This is a genomic window from Janthinobacterium tructae (assembly GCF_006517255.1).
Taxonomy (GTDB): Bacteria; Pseudomonadota; Gammaproteobacteria; order Burkholderiales; family Burkholderiaceae_D; genus Janthinobacterium; species Janthinobacterium tructae.
The window spans coordinates 3,805,467-3,825,477 of the sequence record NZ_CP041185.1; the positions used below are offsets into that span (position 1 = coordinate 3,805,467).

General features: G+C 63.7%; 18 protein-coding genes. 4 read left to right on the plus strand and 14 right to left on the minus strand.

The annotated features are described in order from the left end of the window. The first annotated feature begins 39 nt into the window (after positions 1-39). Entirely contained in the window at positions 40-579 is a 540-nt protein-coding gene (locus FJQ89_RS16700) for a glycine zipper 2TM domain-containing protein (RefSeq protein WP_141170987.1), read from the plus strand. On the opposite strand, the gene FJQ89_RS16705 is transcribed toward FJQ89_RS16700, so the two are convergent. From FJQ89_RS16705 to FJQ89_RS16750, 10 genes are all read right to left on the minus strand, one after another. Beyond that, positions 576-1,085, minus strand: coding sequence for a DUF1993 domain-containing protein (locus tag FJQ89_RS16705; protein WP_086138669.1), 510 nt, complete (start codon positions 1,083-1,085; stop codon positions 576-578). The genes FJQ89_RS16700 and FJQ89_RS16705 overlap by 4 nt on opposite strands. A gap of 109 nt (positions 1,086-1,194) precedes the next feature. Beyond that, complete coding sequence (locus FJQ89_RS16710; RefSeq protein WP_168208472.1) at positions 1,195-2,163, minus strand: DUF2167 domain-containing protein; 969 nt, start codon at positions 2,161-2,163, stop codon at positions 1,195-1,197. A 147-nt stretch (positions 2,164-2,310) separates the two neighbouring features. Next, a complete protein-coding gene (locus tag FJQ89_RS16715) occupies positions 2,311-3,330 on the minus strand; it encodes a succinylglutamate desuccinylase (RefSeq protein WP_141170988.1) in 1,020 nt (339 codons plus the stop codon). Continuing rightward, positions 3,330-8,057: an NAD-glutamate dehydrogenase domain-containing protein gene (locus FJQ89_RS16720; protein WP_141170989.1), complete on the minus strand. Its 4,728-nt coding sequence runs from the start codon at positions 8,055-8,057 to the stop codon at positions 3,330-3,332. Before FJQ89_RS16720 ends, FJQ89_RS16715 begins: the two co-directional genes overlap by 1 nt. A 149-nt stretch (positions 8,058-8,206) precedes the next feature. After that, a complete protein-coding gene (gene astB, locus FJQ89_RS16725; protein ID WP_141170990.1) occupies positions 8,207-9,547 on the minus strand; it encodes an N-succinylarginine dihydrolase in 1,341 nt (446 codons plus the stop codon). Between the two features lie 9 nt (positions 9,548-9,556). Beyond that, the gene (gene astD / locus FJQ89_RS16730) at positions 9,557-11,038 is read right to left on the minus strand and encodes a succinylglutamate-semialdehyde dehydrogenase (RefSeq protein WP_141170991.1); all 1,482 of its coding nucleotides are present in this window, start codon (positions 11,036-11,038) and stop codon (positions 9,557-9,559) included. Next, positions 11,031-12,083, minus strand: coding sequence for an arginine N-succinyltransferase (gene astA / locus FJQ89_RS16735; RefSeq protein WP_141170992.1), 1,053 nt, complete (start codon positions 12,081-12,083; stop codon positions 11,031-11,033). Before astA ends, astD begins: the two co-directional genes overlap by 8 nt. Positions 12,084-12,096: 13 nt before the next feature. After that, positions 12,097-13,128, minus strand: a complete 1,032-nt coding sequence (locus FJQ89_RS16740; RefSeq protein WP_141170993.1) for an arginine N-succinyltransferase — start codon at positions 13,126-13,128, stop codon at positions 12,097-12,099. A gap of 107 nt (positions 13,129-13,235) precedes the next feature. Next, positions 13,236-14,477, minus strand: coding sequence for an acetylornithine/succinylornithine family transaminase (gene astC, locus FJQ89_RS16745; RefSeq protein ID WP_141170994.1), 1,242 nt, complete (start codon positions 14,475-14,477; stop codon positions 13,236-13,238). Positions 14,478-14,617: 140 nt separating this feature from the next. Next, positions 14,618-15,562, minus strand: coding sequence for a GlxA family transcriptional regulator (locus tag FJQ89_RS16750; RefSeq protein ID WP_071075181.1), 945 nt, complete (start codon positions 15,560-15,562; stop codon positions 14,618-14,620). Between the two features lie 131 nt (positions 15,563-15,693). Here FJQ89_RS16750 and FJQ89_RS16755 point away from each other — a divergent pair, with 131 nt between their 5' ends. The 3 genes from FJQ89_RS16755 (at position 15,694) to FJQ89_RS16765 (ending at position 17,457) form a co-directional block, all read left to right on the plus strand. Beyond that, positions 15,694-16,128, plus strand: a complete 435-nt coding sequence (locus FJQ89_RS16755) for a MarR family winged helix-turn-helix transcriptional regulator (protein WP_165829557.1) — start codon at positions 15,694-15,696, stop codon at positions 16,126-16,128. 45 nt (positions 16,129-16,173) lie between these two features. Beyond that, positions 16,174-16,458 carry a hypothetical protein gene (locus FJQ89_RS16760; RefSeq protein ID WP_071075179.1) on the plus strand — a complete coding sequence of 95 codons (285 nt, stop codon included), beginning with the start codon at positions 16,174-16,176 and terminating at the stop codon, positions 16,456-16,458. A 153-nt stretch (positions 16,459-16,611) separates the two neighbouring features. Beyond that, positions 16,612-17,457 carry an HDOD domain-containing protein gene (locus tag FJQ89_RS16765; RefSeq protein WP_099761863.1) on the plus strand — a complete coding sequence of 282 codons (846 nt, stop codon included), beginning with the start codon at positions 16,612-16,614 and terminating at the stop codon, positions 17,455-17,457. On the opposite strand, the gene FJQ89_RS28085 is transcribed toward FJQ89_RS16765, so the two are convergent. From FJQ89_RS28085 to FJQ89_RS16780, 4 genes are all read right to left on the minus strand, one after another. Then, positions 17,454-17,597, minus strand: coding sequence for a hypothetical protein (locus FJQ89_RS28085; RefSeq protein ID WP_168208473.1), 144 nt, complete (start codon positions 17,595-17,597; stop codon positions 17,454-17,456). The genes FJQ89_RS16765 and FJQ89_RS28085 overlap by 4 nt on opposite strands. 215 nt (positions 17,598-17,812) lie before the next feature. Continuing rightward, complete coding sequence (locus FJQ89_RS16770) at positions 17,813-18,418, minus strand: glutathione S-transferase family protein (RefSeq protein WP_243136092.1); 606 nt, start codon at positions 18,416-18,418, stop codon at positions 17,813-17,815. 95 nt (positions 18,419-18,513) lie between these two features. Further along, a complete protein-coding gene (locus tag FJQ89_RS16775) occupies positions 18,514-19,215 on the minus strand; it encodes a helix-turn-helix transcriptional regulator (RefSeq protein WP_168208474.1) in 702 nt (233 codons plus the stop codon). Further along, a complete protein-coding gene (locus FJQ89_RS16780) occupies positions 19,212-19,961 on the minus strand; it encodes a hypothetical protein (RefSeq protein WP_141170996.1) in 750 nt (249 codons plus the stop codon). Before FJQ89_RS16780 ends, FJQ89_RS16775 begins: the two co-directional genes overlap by 4 nt. Between the last annotated feature and the right edge of the window lie 50 nt (positions 19,962-20,011).

Below are 20,011 nucleotides of genomic sequence, written 5' to 3' on the forward strand. Positions count from 1 at the left end.
ACACATCAATAACACCCGCAATACCACCCAGGAGAACACATGAACACGACGACTACCGCCAGCCGCATCCACCCCTTGATGGCCGGCGCCGCCATTTCCGTGACCGTCCTGTGCCTGGTGGGCGCGGCGTCCATCGCCGGCATCCTGCCCAATTCGCGGGCGAATGTGCCGGCCGCAGCGGCCGTACCTGCCGACGTGGCGGCCCTGGCAGCGCCTGTGGCCGCACCGGTGGCCGCGCCCGTCGTCGCGCAGGCTGCCCCGGCACCAGCCCCGGCGCCCGTCGTGCACAAGCGCGTCGTACACCACACGCAAGTGGCGCAAGCGCGTCCTGCCTACAATGACAACAATGATAGCTACCGCGACACAGCCTACCGCGAACCCGCACGCCAGCAGCAGCCAGTGCCTGCGCCGGCACAACCGAACTACGTGGGCATCGGCACGGGTGCCGTTATCGGCGGCTTGATCGGCAATCAGGTCGGTGGCGGCCGCGGCAAGGCGCTGGCGACGGTGGCCGGCGTGATCGGCGGCGGCATGCTGGGCAATGCGGTGCAGAACCAGGTGCAACAGCCACAACGTTAATCGTACGGTCCCAGATAATCGAGCTTGCCCACGGCCACGCCATTGTTTCTCAGAATAGCGTGGACCATGGAAACGTGAAAATAGAAGTTCGGCAAGGCAAAGCTGAGCAGGTAATTGTCGCCCGAGAATTTCTTGCCCTCGTCAGTCCAGTTCAGCACCACTTCCTTCTGCGCGCTGCCCGCCATCTGGCCCGCGTTCACGCTGTCGATGTAGGCGATGGTGTTGGCGATGCGTTCCTGTAACTGCTCGAACGACGCTTCGTTATCCTCGAACTTCGGCGCCGGCACGCCGCTCAGGCGCTCGACCGACATCTTCGACGTATCGCTGGCGCGCTGCACCTGCGCCGTCAAGTCCAGCATGTCGGGCGCCAGCTGCGCGCCCAGTAAAATCTCGGGCACGATGCCATCTTCCTCGACATGGGCTTGCGCTTTTTCCAGCAGGGCCGAGACGACCCGCAAGCCGCGGATGAAGACGGGAATGGTTGCCTGATACATGGATACCGACATGACGAACTCCTGATAGTAAACGATGAGCCAGTGTACCCGAGCTGCTATCTTCCGGCAGCACGCGCAATGTCACTCCTGTGCGTCAACGCACCGAACGGCCCAGTTGCTTTTACTTGTCGAGGTTGACCTTGCCGTCCGGCGTATGGCCGGGCTGTTCAACCGGTTCCTGCGGCAGTACTGGCTGCGGCTTTTCCTTGCGCTTGCCAGTGAAAAATTTGACGATGGCCGCGCCGCCGCCCACCACGGCCAGGAGCAGCACTTTCTTGAAGGCCAGCAGCAGCGCCAGCAACTTGCCGAACAGGCCCAGCTTGCTGGCCACGCCACCGGCCACCAGCGCCGCCAGGCCGTATTCGGCCACCTTGTCCGTCTTGCTGTCGAAATCCGTGTAGCGGTTACCCTCGGTAAATTCCGTGAACGCCGTCACTTGCTGCATTTCTTTCTTGATCGCTTCGATCTGTTGCATGCTGGCGATCGCATTCAGGTTCAGCACGCCTTCGCGGCCCAGCACGCGCACGTTATAGTTCAGCGAGTGCTCGCCGCCATCGACCATCAAGTCCTTGGCCCAGTACAGCTTGTGCGTATCCTTGGCATAGCTGGGTTTTTCCGCCCAGCCCATCAGATGGATGCCGGGATAGCCCTGCTTCTTGCGCTCCGCATTGTTTTCCAGCACGGACGCCTGCATATCCTTGAGCAACTCGTCGTACTTGATGCTGTCCGCATCGTCATCCTTGATATGGCCTTCCTTTTCATACGTGACGATGACGCCCCAGCTATCGCGCTCGAGCACGCTGGTCTTGGCGGGCACGATCATGCCCAGCGATACCATGCCCGGTGGATTGCCCCAGGCATCGACCAGCACCCGCTCGGCGTCCGTCGGCGACAAATAGCGGAAGTTGGCGGGCAAATCCAGAGTGGCGATGCCGCCTGGCAAAGTGATCTTGCCGCGTTGCAGGTGCAGCTGGGCAAGGAATTGCTCGGCCGTCATTTCCGGTGCGGCTGCCTTCTCTTCGGCAGGGGCGGCAGCCGTCAGGCCGGAGAGGGTCAGGCATAGCAAGGCTGTCAGCAGGCGTTTCAACATGATCGGTCCAAAAAATTGCAAAGGGTAAATATTTTAAATCAATTGATTGCTTAATGGATAATTATTTCCGTGCAGCATTTTTCCCATGAAAAAAGCGCCAGGCGGGTTTCCCCGGCTGGCGCCTGACGCTGTGTGACGGCTGGACGATCAGGAGGTACGCACCACCATCAAGCCCGCGCGCAAGCCCACCCGCACGTCCGGGTTGGGGAACACCACCAGCTCTTCCGCGTGCTGCACCGTGTAGACGTGGTCGCCATCGCTGGCGATCACCGCGTGTTGCGGCAGCGACGTAAAATTCTGCGTGCTGCGATCAAACGCCATGCGGAATTCGTCGCTGTGCTTGATGATTTCCTGCGCCACCTTGAACACGTGCGGTTGCACCTTGACGGGCTGCGCAGGCAGCCCACGCAGCAAGCCGTCCAGCGCGCGCGACACGTCGTCGAACAGCGACAAATCGTTCTGCCCCAGGGTGCCCACGCGGCCCAGCTCCACCGTGCTGGCGGCCGCGCCGAAATGCTCGGCCGAATAATAGCTGTAGGTGCCGGCCGACTGCGGGTTCATGATGATGGCGCCGATGGCCGCCTGGCCCAGCCAGGCTATCAGCTGCGCCTTGGCGTCGTCGGCCACCAGGTCCGGCACGATGGCAAACGTGGGGTACACGGAAGGCCGGATGGCCGTGTGCAAATCCAGGTGCCAGCGCACAGGGCCCGCCGCTTCAAAGAACGCTGTTGTCGCAGTGATCATTTCATCGGCGCGCGCGCTTTCCGCCGCTTGCGCCAAACTCCCCCGCACGGGGCGGAACATGCGATTCAGGTCGGCGTCGATGAAACGCTTGCCGGCCCGGATCGCATCGACATTGCCCACGCAAACGAGCAGGTCGACGGCCAGCTTTGACGCATCGCGCGACAGCGCGTCGAGCAGATGCGCCAGCACTTCGATCGGCCCCGTCTCGTCGCCATGCACGCCCACCGAGACGGCCACGCTGGCGCGCCCCGCATCGGCCCGCGGCTTGACGACTTGCAGCATGCCCGGCGCCGGCAAGGCCACCGTGAAACCGGCGTTGGCGAACAGCTGCGCCACGCCGCTGAAATCGGCCTGCGCCAGCGCCTGCACGGCTGGCGGCAAGCCGCCAGCACCCGGTCCAACTTGTCGTACTTCTTGCGTCATTACACCGCCGCTTCCGCTGTGGATTCCGCCGTGATTTTATTCACGGCTTCCGACAAGGTCCACACGTCCAGCATGGCTTGCTCCAGTTCCGTCGCCGCCACATACGCCGACAGGCCCAGCGCGCCCGTCACCGCATCGACGGCCTGGCCCGCATTGCCTTGCCCGGCACGCGCCAGTACCTGCGTCAGCAGGCGCTGTTGCGTGCGGCGCAGCGCTTGCTGCGCGTAGTTGCGCAACTGCTCCTGCGACTTGCCTTGCGCGGCCAGCTTCAGGCCACGTTCCAGCGTGTCGATGCCCGCCTGGCTGCGCAGGGCCAGGCCCACTTGCAAAAAGGCCGCCAGGTCCATCGCCGCAGGACGCGGCACGGACAGGGCCGGGAACAGGAAGCCGGCGACGACTTCCAGCGCATCGACCGCATCCCACGCCTGCACGAAGGCCGGCGTCAGGCCCGGCACCAGCGCCGCTTCGGACTTGATGCCGACGGCTTGCAGCAGTTCGCGCTTCGATTCCGCACCAAACAAACGCGTCAGTTCAGCCAGGCCGGCGCCACGCAATTGCTCGGCCGGCACGGACAAGACGCCGGCGATCATCGTTTGCTGCAGCACGCGCGTTTGCGCGTCGACCTTGATCGACACGGCACGCGGAATCGTCAAGGCATCCGCATCGAGCGCGTCGAAGACGGGCGCCAGATTCAGCGCCACCCAGGCCTGACCCCATGCCAGAATCACGGCCGACTCGTCCACGCCGTGTTCTGCCGCCAGGTTGCGGATCATCAGCGGGCCGCAGCGGTTGATCACTTCATTGGCCAGCACGGTGGCCAGGATGGCGTTGGCCAGCGGATGGTCCAGCGCCGAACGGGTTTCCACCAGCAGCGATGGGAAGTACGGTTTCAACACCGGTTCGGCCCAGGTTTCATCCGTCAACGGCAGCGCGGACAGGATGCGCTTGAAGCGGTTCTTCACGTTGGCGATCACCACCGCCAGTTCCGGCGTGGTAAGACCGCGGCCATCGCTCTTGCGGCGTGCCAGTTCGGCCACCGAAGGCAGTTGCTCCAGCTCGCGCGACAGGGCGCCCTCTTCTTCCAGGCTGGCGATCAGCGCGGCATAGCCATCCTGCACGGCGCTCTCGCTTTGCGCCTGCAACTCGCGCACCAGCAAATGCGTCTGCTGCGTGTTGTCGCGCAAGACCAGGCGCTCGACGTCGTCCGTCATCGCATACAGCTCGCGATTGCGTTCGGCTTCCGTCAGCTTGCCCGCATTGACTTCCACGTCCAGCCAGATTTTCACGTTCACTTCATGGTCCGAGCAATCCACGCCGGCCGAATTGTCGATCGCATCGGTGAAGATGCGCCCACCCGCCAGCGCGAACTCGATGCGCCCTGCCTGCGTCGCACCCAGGTTGCCACCTTCGGCCACCACTTTCACGCGCAGCTCATTACCGCTGACGCGGATATGGTCGTTGGCGCGGTCCTTTACCTGGGCGTGCGTCTCGGTCGATGCCTTGATATAGGTGCCGATGCCGCCGTTGTAGAACAGGTCCACCGGGGATTTCAAGATGCGGTGCATCAGTTCTTCCGGCGCCAGCGAGGTTTCTGCGATATCGAGCGCGGCGCGGATCTGCGGCGACAGCTCGATCGTGCGGGCGGAGCGCGGATACACGCCGCCGCCGGCCGAGATCAATTCCTTGTTGTAGTCGTCCCACGAGGAGCGCGGCAAGGCGAAGAGGCGCGCGCGCTCGTCGAACGAGACGGAGACGTCCGGTGTCGGGTCGAGGAAGATGTGGCGATGGTCGAATGCGGCCACCAGTTTCAGCTGGCGCGACAGCAGCACGCCATTACCGAACACGTCGCCCGACATGTCGCCCACGCCGACCATGGTGATCGGGGTGGTATTGAGGTCGTGGTCCATTTCATAGAAGTGGCGCTTCACGGCTTCGAATGCGCCCTTGGCGGTGATGCCCAGTTTCTTGTGGTCGTAGCCATTCGAGCCGCCCGAGGCGAACGCGTCGCCGAGCCAGAAACCGCGCTGCACGGCGATGCCGTTGGCGATGTCCGAGAACGTGGCCGTGCCCTTGTCGGCGGCGACCACCAGGTAAGGATCGGCTTCATCGAAGCAGACGGTGTCGACCGGCGGCACGATATTGCCCAGCGAACGGTTGTCCGTCACTTCCAGCAGGCTGGAAATGAACAGGCGGTACACGGCTTCGCCTTCGGCCGCGATGGTTTCACGCACGGCGTCCTTCGGCATCATCTTGCAGACAAAACCGCCCTTCGCGCCAGCCGGCACGATCACGGCATTTTTCACCATCTGCGCCTTCACCAGACCCAGCACTTCGGTGCGGTAGTCTTCCATGCGGTCGGACCAGCGCAAGCCGCCACGGGCGACGGGGCCGCCGCGCAGGTGCACGCCTTCAAAGCGGCGCGAGAAGACAAAAATCTCGCGGTAAGGACGCGGTTCCGGCACCAGCGCCAGGCTGCTGGTATCGAACTTGAAGATGATCTTGTCGCCTTGTTGATTATTCTGGAAGTAGCTGGTGCGCAGGGTGGCGGCCATCAGGTCGGCCAGCGCGCCGAGGATTTCCTCGGTATCGGCATGGTTCACGGATGGCAGGCCGGCCTTGATGGCGGCGATGCTTTCCAGGGCGGCCGCGTGCTGCGCGTCGGACAGCGAGGGATCGAAGCGCTGCAGGAAGGCGTCGACCAGGGCCTTCACATGGGCCGGCTGCTTGCGCAGGCTTTCGGCGATGTAGCGCACCGAGAAGCGGCTGCCCGTCTGGCGCCAGTAGCTGGTGTAGGCGCGCACCAGCTGCACTTCGCGCGTCGACAGGCCGCCTTCGATGACCAGGCCATTCAGGCGGCCATCTTCGGCCGTGTCGTTGAACAGGGCGGCAAACAGTTCCTGCGCCACGGCGACGACGGATGGCTGCGCCAGTTTCGCCGCGCTGGCGGCATCGACCGTCAGGCTGGTGACGAAATAGCGCGTGCCGTCCGGTGGCGAAATCGAGAAAGCCTGCTCGCGGTCGATGGCCACGCCAGCATTGTGCAGGGCCGGCAGGATGGCCGACAGCGGCGGCACCTTGTTGGCCGAATGCAGGCGGATGGTGGTGACGGCACCCGTCTCGATGCGTACGGCCACATGCGATGGATCGGTGTTGCGCAGGATGGTGTCGAGATCGCGGAAGGCGACGGCCGGCGCCGTGGCGGCAACGTAGTCGAGCGGCAAGGTGGCGCAGAGTTTGCGCAGGCTGGTGCGCAGGGCCACGTCGGGCACGGCGTCGGCCACGGCGGCAAAGCCGTTATGCCAGCCATCGAGCACGCCAAGGAGCGGCTGTTCGATATCCGTTTCCAGGTCCAGCGGGTAACGGGCGGCATGCGCGATCAGGTAGACGCGCGCCAGCGGGCCGTCGGCCACCAGGGTCTGCGTGCTCACATGCGTGGCGCCGGAACTGGCTTGCAGGGCCTTTGCCAGGCTCGATGCCACGCTGGCGCTGTAGCGCTCGCGCGGCAGGTAGACCAGCACGTTCAGGTGGCGCGCATACACGTCGCGGCGCGCAAAGACCTTGGTGCGCGGCTGCTTGTACAGCGAAACGACGGCGCCGCACACTTGCGCCAGCCAGTCGAGGTCCGCTTCCAGCGCTTCGGTGCGCGGCAGCGATTCGAGGATTTCGCGGAATTTCTCGGCGCGGAAGCCTTGCTGGCGCACGCCGGCCAGGCTCAGTACCTTGGCCACGCGGCCGCGCGCAAACGGCAGCGCTGCCAGCGGGGTGGAATTGCCGGCACGGGTAAACAGGCCGACAAAGCAATGCTCGCCCAGGATCGCGCCTTGCGCATCCATGTCGCGCACGCCGATGAAATCGAGCTGCTGGTCGCGGTGCAAAGTGCCTGCCACGTCGGCCTTGACGATGGACAGCGCCGAGTCGCGCTTGGCCAGGGTGTCGAAATCGCCGGGAATATTCGCCAGGCAGGTGCTGTAGACGGGGTGGGCCGTATCCTGCAGCACGCCGATGCGGCTCGGGATGTCGCGTTCGAGTTCGCGCACGCCCGGCTTGACGCGGTAATAGGCGTAGCCGAACACTTCAAAGCCGCCGCTGCGGGCCCATTCCAGGAAGGCGGCGACTTCCGCGCCTTCTTCGCCATGCTGGGCGGCAGCCACGGCGACTGCGGCCAGGCGCTCGCCCATGGCGGCGGCATCGCGGCGCACGGTGGCGGCGTCACGCGCGACCATCTCCAGGGCGGCGACCAGCGCGGCCAGGGCTTCCGGCGCCAGCTCTTCGTCGAGCAGCACCAGCACATACGATTCGAGCGGGTCGCCCGGCTGGCGCACCGCTTCGACACTGCCGTCAGCGGCGCGGCGCACCGGCAGCACGGTGTTCATCACGCCGCGCACGGCCAGGTGCTGGCGGCGCATGGCCATGACGATGGAGTCGACCAGGTAAGGCATGTCTTCGTTCAGGATCAGCAAGGCGCTCGCCATGCCGCCACGGCCATCGGCATAACGCAGGGTGGCGATTTGGCAGCCGCTGCCGGTGCGCTTGGCCGCTTGCGTAAAGCCGTCGACCAGCACGGGCGCCAGGCTGTCGGGCGCGATATCGGCCAGGTCTTCGGCGTCGAGCGAGTCCAGCCATGCCTGCACCAGTTGTACGACCGGCGCTGCTGCCTTGTTCGCATTGCCAGCCGCGTTAATCAGCTCCAGCGTTTGTGTGCGCAAATCTTGTGGCGTGTGATTCATCTTGCATCTCCATTACGGTAATGTGAATGTCCAACGCTGTCGTTCGGGCTTGTGGCTGGGCGGCAGCGGTGTCAAGAGACGGGGGTCGCCCGTCCAATTCTGTGTTGCGGATAGTCTGTCTCGGATTTTTTCTGTGCTTTTTCTATCGCCTACAAGTCGTACAATCCTGGTAAGTTGAGGATGATCGTCAATTCTTCAAGCGCCGCATGCACTTCCAGCGCCAGCTGCGGGTCGGCCAGGTCGCCCGGCTCCAGGTGGTCGCGGTAGTGTTTTTCCACCCACTGCACCAGCCGATGGTACAGCGTTTCCGTCATGATCACGCCCTGGTGCATGGCGCGCGCTTCGGTTTCCGTCAGGGCCACGCGCAAACGCAGGCAGGCGGGCCCGCCGCCGTTGCGCATGCTCTGGCGCAGGTCGAAATGAATCAGTTCATCGATGGGTCCACCGCTGGCCACCAGGCCATCCAGATAGCGCGACACGGCGCGGTTTTCCTGGCACTCCTGCGGTATCACCAGCGCCATCTTGCCACCCTCTTTCGTCAGCAACTGGCTGTTGAACAGATAGCTGGTCACCGCATCCTGGATCGGCACCTGGCCCGTGTCCACGCGCAGTGCCTGCAAGTCGGCATCCGTGGCGGCGACGGCGCGGCGCAGCTGCGACAGGCTTTCCCCTTCATTGGCAAACGCCTGCTCGTGATAGAACAGCACATTGCCATTGCCGACGGCGATGACGTCGTTGTGGAACACACCCTGGTCGATCACCTCGGGATTCTGCTGCACGTACACGGTGCGTTTTGCATCGAGGCCATGCAGGCGCGCCACGGCTTGCGACGCTTCCAGGGTCTGGCGCGCCGGATAACGCTTCGGCGACGGCGCGGAAGGATCGAACTCCACCCGGCCATACACGAACAACTCCACCGATGGTGCGCCGTGGTACGCGCCCAAACGCGTGTGGTTGGCCGCGCCCTCGTCGCCAAAGGCGGGCGTCGACGGCAGCGCGTCATGCACGGCGAAGTGTTTTTCGTCGCCGAAGATGGCGCGCAGGCTGCGCGCCGACTGCGCGTGCTCGAAGGCGCGGTGCAGCTTGTTATTCAGGTTGGCGGCCGTGAAATGCACGCGGCCGTCCTGCGTGTCCGCCGAAGGGCTGACCGTGGCGGCATTCGCCGTCCACATGGGCGAGGCCGAATAGGCGCAGGCCAGAATCACAGGGGATTCCTTGTAGGCGCGCGCCAGCACTTCGGCGTCCGTGCCCGTGAAGCCGATACTGCGCAGCAGGCGGAAATTGGGGCGGTTCTGCGGCGGCAGCAAGGCTTGTGCAAAACCGCGCGCGGCCAGGGCACGCATCTTGGCCAGGCCCTGCAAGGCGGCCTGCTTCGGATTCGAAGCGCTTTTCACATTGCTGAACGAGGCCACGTTGCCGAACGACAGGCCGGCATAGTTATGCGATGGCCCGACCAGGCCGTCAAAATTGTATTCGCGCGTGCTGTGCATGGGAACTCCTTAAAAATTCAGGCCGGGCGACAGCTTGGCCGGCATTTCCAGCGCGCTGTTTTCGATCGAGGCGACCGGATAGGCGCAGTAATCGGCCGCGTAATAGGCGCTCGGACGGTGGTTGCCCGACTTGCCGATGCCGCCAAACGGCGCCGTGCTGGCCGCGCCCGTGGTCGGGCGGTTCCAGTTGATGATGCCGGCGCGCGCGCGCGTTTGAAACAGCTGCCACAGCGCCGCATCATCGGACAAGAGCGCGGCGGCCAGGCCGAATTCGGTGGCGTTGGCAACCTTCAGGGCCGCGTTGAAATCGGCCACGCGGATCACTTGCAGCAGTGGGCCGAACCATTCCTCGTCGGGGATGCCGACAGCGTTGGTAACGTCGACGATGCCGGCCGTCACAAAACCCGCCGCGGGGTTTAACTGGCGCATCTGCAGCAGGGTGGTACCGCCCTTGGCAACCATGTCCGCCTGCGCCTGTACCAGGCGCGCGGCCACGGCGCTCGATACGACAGGGCCCATGAAAGGCTGCGGCTGCGCATCGGACGCGCCGATGCCCAGTTTCGCCGCCACTTCCACCAGGCGCGCCACAAACGCTGCGCCGGCGGCGTTGTCCTGCACCACCAGGCGGCGTGCGCAGGTGCAGCGCTGGCCGGCCGACACAAAAGCGGAGAAGATCGCGTGGTGCACGGCGGCGTCGACATCCTTCACATCCCACACCACCAAGGCGCTATTGCCGCCCATTTCCAGCGCCAGCATCTTGCCCGGCTGGCCGCCGAACTGGCGGTGCAGGCTGATGCCCGTCTGGCAGGAACCCGTAAACAATACGCCGTCGAGCAAGGCATTCGCGCCCAGCGCCACGCCCGTGTCACGCCCGCCGTTGACCAGGTTGACGACGCCATTGGGCAAGCCAGCCTGCTGCCACAGCTGCACGGTTTTGATGGCCGTGCGCGGCGCATATTCGCTGGGCTTGAAGACGATGGTGTTACCGGCGATCAGGGCCGGCACGATGTGGCCGTTGGGCAGGTGGCCAGGAAAATTGTACGGACCGAAGACGCCGAACACGCCATGCGGGCGGTGGCGCAGCACGGCGTCGCCATCAGCGATCTTGCTTTGCGTGATGCCCGTGCGCGCGTGGTAGGACTGCACCGAGATATCGATCTTGTTGGCCATGGTGGCCACTTCCGTGCGCGACTCCCACAAAGGTTTACCCACTTCTTCCGAGATCAGCAGCGCCAGCGCTTCCGCATGCTCCTTCAGCAGTTCGCGAAAGCGCACGCAGATGGCAATGCGTTCTTCGACGGGCGTATCTGCCCACGCGTCAAAGGCGGCGCGGGCGGCCTGGCACGCCTGTTCGACTTCGCTCTCCGTCGCTTCCAGGCTGGCCCAGGTTTGCTTGCCGTTCGATGGGTCGATGGTAAGCAGTTCACGGCCCGTGCCTGGCAGCCAGGCGCCGTTGATGAAGTTCGATTGCATGGTATTCACATTAGACATGGGGATGCTTCCTCGGGTTGAGTGACAAGGTGCGCACGGTGTCGCCGTGATGGCAACGCAGCAGGTGCAATTCATCGTCATCGAGCGCGATCTTGCCGCTGTGCGGATTGGCGCTGGTAACGATCATGCGGAAATCTTTCAGGTCGGTGTTCGACACCAGGTAAGGCTCGGCCTGGGCGGCGTCGCCGCAGACTTCAGGTGCCGCCTCTGCGTCGAGTATGGCCGGCATGCTGTCGCGCATGGCGCGCAGTTCGGACACGCGCGCCTGCAGCACGGGACCGGCGTCGAAAATGTCGACATAGCCTTCGAAGTGCAAACCTTCCTGTTCCAGCAGGCGGCGTGCAGGCGCCGTGCTCAGATGCACCTTGCCGATGACTTCCTGCGCCTCGTCGGGCAGGTAGGCCACGTACATGGGCTGGCGCGGCATCAGTTCGGCGATGAAGGATTTCTTGCCCAGGCTCGTCAAGTCATCGACGTGGTGGAAATCCATCTTGAAGAAGTGGCGGCCCAGGCCTTCATAGAACGGCGAGCTGCCGTCCGGCGCCTGGTAGCCGCGCATTTCGGCGATCAGCTTTTCCGTGAACAGGTGCGGGAACTGGGCGATGAAGAGGAAGCGGCTTTTCGACAGCAGTTTGCCGTTGTTGCCGCTGCGGTAATCGGGGTGCAAAAACAGCGAGCACAGTTCCGTGCTGCCCGTCAGGTCGTTCGACAGGTACAGGGTTTCCATGCGCGTAAACACGTCGAGCTCGCGGCTGGAATGGACCAGGGTGCCGATGCGGTAGTTATAGAACGGTTCTTCCAGGCCCACGGCGCCCTTGATGGCGCACACGCCGGCCAGGCGGCCCGTATCCGTATCCTCCATGACGAACATGTAGTCGCGCTTTTCGGGCGCGATGGTTTCGGCGAACGAGGCGCAGGCAATGGCCAGGCGGTCGCCCAGCATTTTCATGTCCGGCTTGAGGGTGGTCATGCCGGTGCCGACCTGGCTGGCCAAGCCGTACAGGGCGTCCAGGTCAGAAGCGTTGATGGCGCGTACTACTAGCATAATGTTCTCTCGGTTAAATGCGCACGCAAATGACGCTGTCGCCTTCGGCCACGGCCAGCGCTTCGAGCAGCTCGGGCGGCAAGCCGACGGTGTCCTGCGCTTCGAGCGCATCGCAGGTAAAGGTGACGGCGCGGAAGTTGCGCTCCGCGCCCGAAGCGACCGCGTAATGCACTTTCAGGCCCGTGCGGCTGGGCGTGACGCCTGCGACGACGCGGCGCGTGAGCGAGCCCGTAAACGAGCGCAGCGCATGCTTGTGCGCTTGCAGGATCGGACCGCCATCGAAGATGTCGATGTAGTCGTCGGCTTCAAAGCCTTCTTCCGTCAGCAAATTGAAAGCCAGTTCGCCGCTCGGGTGGATCTGGCCCATGGCCGCCTGCGCGTCGCCTGGAAGCAGCGGCACGTACACGGGGTAGTGCGGCATCAGTTCGACGATCAGGGTGCGGTTGCGCGCGCCGCCGATGACTTTTTCGGCATCGAGGAAATCCATCTGGAAGAACTTGCGGCCCAGCGCATCCCAGAACGGCGACTGGCCGTTGGCGTCCGTGATGCCGGCCAGCGGCACGAAGAAGCGGTCGCCGAAACGGTGCGGCGCCAGTACGGCAAACAGCAGCCGCGCGCGCGACAGCAAGGCCGCTTCCAGGCCCGCCTGCTCCATATTGCGCACGTAAAAGCCGGACAGCTGCGAATACGCCGTCAGCTCCGAACACAGGGTCAGCGCATGCACGCTATGACTGATGTTCAGGTCGCGCGAGACTTGCTGGATGACGTCGTTGCGAAAGGAAAAATAGGTGCCGTTCGAGCCGGCCGAGGCGAAGATGGCGGCGGTACCAACGATGCTCTTGTCGAGCAGGGATTCAAGCACGAAGAGATACGACTCTTCGCTGGGGATGTCGACATGGGCGGCAAACGAGGCGATGGAGCGCTCGACGGAGGCGGCGATTTTTTCGCGCGTCTTCGGCAGGGTATGGACACCCGGCATGGTTACCGCGGCCAGCGCTTCGAGGGCTGCGATATCCGCAATTTCTACCGGACGGACAACATACATGGGTACTCCTTCAATGCTGACGATACTTGGGCTGAATACCCGGGTAGAACCAAGCCGGCCCGCAGCAAAGCGGCGGGCCGGTGATCAAACAGGGAGCGAGGCTAGCCTCAGGCTTTCAGCATGCCGTCGATGGCGGCGCGCAGCAGACGGCCCGCTTCGGCAATCTGTTCGTCCGAGACGATCAGGGCCGGCGCCAGGCGCACCACGTCCATGCCGGCGATCAGCACCATCAAGCCTTGCGCTTCGGCCGCCTTCTGGATGTCTTTCGCGCGGCCCTTCCAGGCATCGCTGACTACCAGGCCCAGCAGCAAACCGCTGCCGCGCACGATGGAGAACACTTGCGGGTAATCCGTGATCAAGCCTTGCAGCATGGCGATGGTGCTGACGCTCGCCTCCTTCACACGCGCCAGGAACGCTGGCGTGTTGATGGTTTCGAGTACGCTCAAGGCCACGGTAGCGGCCAGCGGGTTGCCGCCGTAGGTGGTGCCGTGGGTACCGACGGCCAGGGTTTGCGCCAGTTCGTTGGTGGTCAGCATGGCGCCTATCGGGTAGCCATTGCCCAGGGCCTTGGCTGCCGTCAGGATGTCCGGCGTGACGCCATAGCCCATGTAGGCAAACAACGCGCCAGTGCGGCCCATGCCACACTGGACTTCGTCGAAAATCAACAGGGCGCCCGTCTTGTCGCACAGGGCGCGCAACTCTTTGAGGAATTCAGGATTGCCCGGCACCACGCCGCCTTCGCCTTGTACCGGCTCGACGATCACGGCGCACACGTCATCGCCGATGGCGGCGCGCGCCGCTTCGATGTCGTTGTAGGCAATGTGGTCGATCGATGGTGGCAGCGGCTCGAAGCCTTCCGTATACTTGGCCTGGCCGCCGACGGAGACGGTAAACAAGGTGCGGCCGTGGAAGGAGCTGAAGCACGAGATGATGCGCGACTTGTGCGCGCCGAATTTGGTGTGCGCATACTTGCGCGCCAGTTTCAGGGCCGCTTCGTTGGCTTCCGCGCCCGAGTTGCAGAAGAAGGCGCGGTCAGCGAAAGTCGCTTCCGTCAGGGCCAGCGCCAGGCGCAGCACAGGCTCGTTGGTGTAGCCGTTGCCCAAATGCCACAAATTATTGATTTGCTTGGTCAGCACGTCGACCAGCACAGGATGGCAGTGGCCCAGGCTGTTGACGGCGATGCCGGAGGTGAAATCGAGGTAATGCTTGCCGGTCTGGTCCCACAGATCCAGTCCGGAACCGCGCACAGGCACCATGGCTGCAGGGGCGTAGGTAGGAACGAGGACCTGGTCAAAGGTATCCCGGGTGACTGGACGAGCCGTTACGGTCGAATCAAGCTTGGCATTCATAGCATTTCCCCATCAATATGTTAGGTACTCCGCAGCTACGACAGCTACGTGTGTACTGCATTATAAAAAGCGGGATGCTAAAACTCTTTTGAATCTGCGACAAGGATTTTCACAATTCATCACAGCTGCCTTGACACCGGCTAGGCCGGCGGCATGAGCTTTCTTTGCCGCTCTTCGCGCGGCGTATTGCCAAACAGGGTGCCAAAGGCGGTGGAAAAGTGCGAACCGGAGGAAAAGCCGCACATCAGGCCTACTTGCACGATGGAATAATGTGTATCGAGCAATAGTTGCCGTGAGCGCTGCAGGCGCAGCTCCAGATAGTAGCGCGACGGCAAGCTGCCCAGGTATTGCTTGAACAGCCGTTCCAGCTGGCGCCGCGACAGGCCCACCAGGCTGGCGATGTCATCGGTCGACAGCGGCTCCTCGATATTGGCTTCCATCAAGGTGACGGCTTCGGACAATTTCGGCTGCAGCACGCCGAAACGCGCTTGCAAGGCCACGCGCTGGCGTTCTTCCTTGCCGCGTACCTTGTCCACGCACAACGCTTCCTTGACGAGCGCCTGCACGTCGGCGCCAAAGATGGTCTCGATCAGGGTCAGCGAAAAATCGATGCTGGCCGCGCCGCCGCAGCAGGTAATGTGGGGGCCGTCGATGTCGAACAGGTGCGGCGTCAGGATGGCGCGTTCGGCCTTCGCTTCCGCATCGGCGTACAGTGCCCAGGGCAAGGCGATGCGCACGCCATCCATGACGCCCGCATCGGCCAGCCACAGCACGGCCGCGCCCACGCCACCCCAGAATGGCGCCGAACGGCAGCGCTCGATCACGGCCCGGCACAGCTCGGCGCGCAGCGGCGCCTGCGTTTCATCGGCCACCAGCAGCGCGATATGCCAGTTGCCGCCCTGCTGGGCCACTTGCTCGGGCGTGCGCACGTCCAGTTGCAGCGCGTCCGGCCCCAGCGCCCGCGCGCACAGGCGCAGCGGTTGCACCAGGCCCGCCCAGGTAATCGACTCGGCATCGCCGGCATGGACCAACAGCAGGCGCAGCGGTTTGTCGAGGCCGATACGGGAAAGATTAGCGAAAGACATCGGCGGGGCGGACCAGGGGCAAGGGCTGAGTTGCCCACATGATACCGGACTTCCGCCCCAGCGAACCCTTCACGCAATAACGCCGCTGCCCCGGCGGAAAAAAGCGGGATGGAAGGATATAATCACACCCCATGGGTGAACGATATTTAAAAAGTATCCGGCTGCTGGCCGAATGCATGCAAGGCTTCGAGCGGTTTTCAGGCGACTTCGTGCGCCAGTACGGCTTGACGCATGCGCAATTCGACATCATTGCCACGCTCGGCAACACCTGCGGCATGTCCTACAAGGAACTGGGCCAGAAAACCCTGATTACCAAGGGCACCTTGACGGGCGTGGTGGACCGGCTGGAGCAAAAGGGGCTGGTAGTACGCGAACGTTGCAACAAAGACAAGCGCTCCTACTTCGTGCGCTTGAGCTGCGAGGGTGAACAGGTGTTCCATGACGTGTTCCCCAAGCTGACAAAGCAGGGACAGCGCTTGTTTGACGGCTATACCGAAGACGATTTCATGCGTTTGGAAACCACCCTGGCAAGCCTGAAACACGCCATCGCCAACGGCCACAGTTGATAATTCACCAAGCACAGACATTCAAACAAGACAAAGGAAACCAAGTTGAAAACCACACTGCTCGACGGCAAAAAGCCCGCTCATTTCGATAAACACATCATCGGCAACCTGCTGCTCAACGCCAGCACGCCGGAACTGGTACGCCAGGAAAAACTGATCATCGGCGTGCGCAACGAAGACGGCGAAATCTACCGCCTGATCGGCGCCACCAAGCACAACAGCTTCATGAATGCCGTCGAGGAACTCTTCGACCTGGGCTTGACGGATGAGCTGGAAGACAGCGATGAACTGGTTGAAGGCTGTGACGCGATATTTAGTGAATCTGACTGATAGCGCTCGCATAATCCAAAAAGGGCATGCCGCTGATCCAGTGGCCTGCCCTTTTTCCGTTTACGGGGGTTTACTTGCTTTTTACTCGCTTGTTTGCGAAAAGATCACGGTTAAAAAGTTCCGTACGGAAATATTGCGAGTATAATTTTTTCAATGAACAGACTCGACGCCTTTAAAAGCATCGCCGCACAAGCCGCTCGTGGCGAGCTGACCTTTCCTGCCAATGTGAACGCTTCGCTCAAGCTGCAAGAGGCGCTGGCCGATCCCGACTGCCATATCGAGGCCGCTGCCAAGCTGGTGCAAGCCGACCCGCTGCTGGCCGCGCGCACGGTGGCCATCGCCAATTCGGTGGCGTTCAACCGTTCCGGCAACGAAATCACCAGCGTGCGCAATGCCGTGCAACGGCTCGGCGTGCGTACCCTGCAGTCGGTGGTAGCGTCGCTGATCGTGCGCCAGCTGGGCAGCACCATTACCGATCCCGTGCTGCAGGCGAAGGCCAAGCAGCTGTGGGAACATACGGCCCACGTGGCGGCCCTGTCGCAGGTACTGGCTCGCCGCGTCACCAGGGTGGACCCCGATACGGCCCTGTTTGCCGGCATCATGCATGAAGTGGGCGGCTTTTATCTGCTGTCACGCGCAGCCGAATTCCCCGGCATCCTCGACGGCGAACCGGAGGACTGGGTCGAACATGGCGAACAAGCCATCGGCCATGGCGTATTGACCAAACTGAAGGTGCCGGAAGCGGTGATGGGCGCCATCGCTGCGCTGTGGGAAGGCTTGCGCGCCATCCCGCCCGAATCGCTGGGCGACACCTTGCTGCTGGCGAATGACCTGGCGCCGGTCTCGTCACCCCTCAACGAAAGCCCGGCCGCCATCGCCGTGCGGGCCGCCCGCGCCGCCGGCAGCATCGATTGCGTGATCGGCGATGCGACCCTGTCGAGCATCATGGAAGAATCGGACGATGAAGTGCAGTCGCTGCTGAAGGTGCTCGTGCATTAATCCTGTTTTACCGGCACCGGCGGCATGATCGACACGCCTGGCGCCGGCTTTGGCACGTCGACGAGCAGCACATGCTTGTCCATGGCCTGCGTTCCCTGCTTCTGCTGGGCGACTTGCGTGGCGACCGCCCGGGTACTCAAGAGTGGCTTCGGATGGCGTGGCATGAACATGGCGTACCTGCTTGCAGTGGGAGACGCCGCATATGTGCAGCGACGATCCAATTATCAAGCTCCGGACAAAAAAAACCCGCTCGAAAGCGGGTAAAGTCCAAAGCTAGGGATGTCCTGAAAGAGACAGCCCTATCTTATGTGGTGCGCCGCGTCGGCTCCGTGCGCTGGCACACTTAGCGGGCACATTATCCCGGCAACAGCTCCACGTCCGTTTCCTGCCAGGCGCGCAGCTGCCGCACGCGGGCAAACCAGGCCTCGATGTGCTGGTACTGCGCCAGCGGCAGCCGCACGGCCTCGCTATACATCAGCGGCGCGGCCACGGCGAAATCGGCCAGGGTCACAGCGTCTCCGCACAGCCAGTCGCGCCCCGCCAGATGCGCGTCCAGCACCACGGCGCACTCATGCAGATCGCGCTCGCCGCGCGCCTCTTCCAGCGGGTCCGCCGGACCATTGCCCGTCATGCCCTTCCAGGCGCGTTCCCAGGCCAGCACGCTGATGGCCGGCGCGAAATGCTGCGCGGCCCAGAACAGCCAGCGGTTGACGTCGGCGCGGGCTTTCGGCGCCAGCGGATAAATCGTCTGGCCCGGCACCTGTTCGGCCAGGTATTGCATGATGGCGCACGATTCCCACAGCAGGAAATCGCCATCAGCCAGCACGGGCACCTTGCCGTTCGGGTTCAGTTCGCCCAGGCGGCGGCGGTCGTCCGCATTCATCAGGTCGACTTCGGCCAGTTCCAGAGACAGGCCGAGGTGGATCGCCGTCATCAGGGCACGGCGGGCATTCGAAGACATGGGGTGGTGGTACAGGCGCATGGTGCGTAACTCCGGTGAGTGAGGAAGCCACCATCGTAGAACCAGTCACTGACAGTTTTTGTCAGGAGCGCATCTCAGGATTCCGGATCAATCTCATGCGCCTTGCGCCAGGTATCCAACAGCACATGGCGCCGCGTGGGATAGCGCTGCTCGTGCCGCTGCACGTCGGCGATGCGGTCGATGCGGAAATGACGGTAATCGCCACGCAGCTCGCACCAGGCGGCGAGCAGGCGCTTGCCTTCAAAAAAGGCCAGGGCAAACGGCCACACCGTGCGCGAGGTGGCGCTGCCATGCTCATCCTGATAGGCGAGCGTGAGCTTCTGTTCGTAACGGATGGCCTCGCGCACCGGCTGCACGTAGCGCTCGGCCGGCTGCGTGCCATCGGCGGGACGACCCAGCGGCACCCACAAGCTGGTCTCGGCCATGCTGTCGCGCAGGTCGCGCGGTGAGGCGGCGGCGATCTTCGCCAGGGCATTGCTGGCCGCCTGCGCCAGGCCCGCATCGCCCTGCCGGCGCACCCAGCGCGCGCCCAGCACCAGTGCTTCCAGTTCATCGGGGCCGAACATCAGCGGCGGCAGAAAGGCGCCACGGCGCAGCACATAGCCGATGCCGGCCTCGCCCTGCAGGGGCGCACCCAGTTCGGCCAGGGTCTGGATATCGCGGTAAATCGTGCGCTCCGATACCCCCAGCTGCTGCGCCAACTGGGCCGCCGTGACGGGCACGCGTTTGGCGCGCATGGCGTCCATCAGCAGGAACAAACGGCCGCTGCGGCTCATGGACAAGCCTGCAAAGCCTGGTCGCCCATCACCAGGGCCGACAGGGCCGGCACGTACAGATAGCCGTCGGGCGCCAGGCGCGCCGCGCGCGTCCCCTCTTGCACGCCGGCGATGCCGTAGCAGCGCTGCAGCCGTGCTGCCCCCGGCCACCAGTGGACGGCCGCCTCCTGGTCGGGAAAGCGCTGGCGCACGCCATCGGCCTGCGCCGCCACCTGCCGGAAATCGCGGTAGAAGGCGGGGGCGATGCCCAGCTCCGCGGCAAACGCCGCTTCCAGCGCCGCCATCTGCGCCAGTTGCACGGCCAGCGCCGCTGTTTCACGCTCCAGCTCATCGGCCGGTACGCCCGCCTCGATCAGGCTGCGGCGCATGTGCTGCGGGCCTTCCTGCGCGCGCAGAAAGGCCGACTCCTGCAGTGCCAGCACGGCGGCGTCTGGAATGCTTGTATGTTGTGCGGCCGGGAAAACGTACAGGGCGCAGCTGCCGGCACACACGGTGTCGATGGCGAGGCTCCATTGCCGCTGGCGCAGGTAGCGCCCCAGCAGCATGGCCGCCTGCGGGTCGCCGCCATCGCTATTGATGCGCAGCACGGTGGTCCCTGGCGTGGCCAGCTGCCGCAGCTGGTCCACGTCGCCCTCGGCGATGGCGCCGCGCAGGGCAATGGTATCGCCCGCTACGCGACTCAATTCCGCAGCACTGGCCAGCGTGCCGAGGCCCGCCATGAGGCCCATCACTATCAAACGCTTCATCGTCATCCGTTACAAAAAAAAACGACCACCGCGCGGGTGATCGTTCTTGA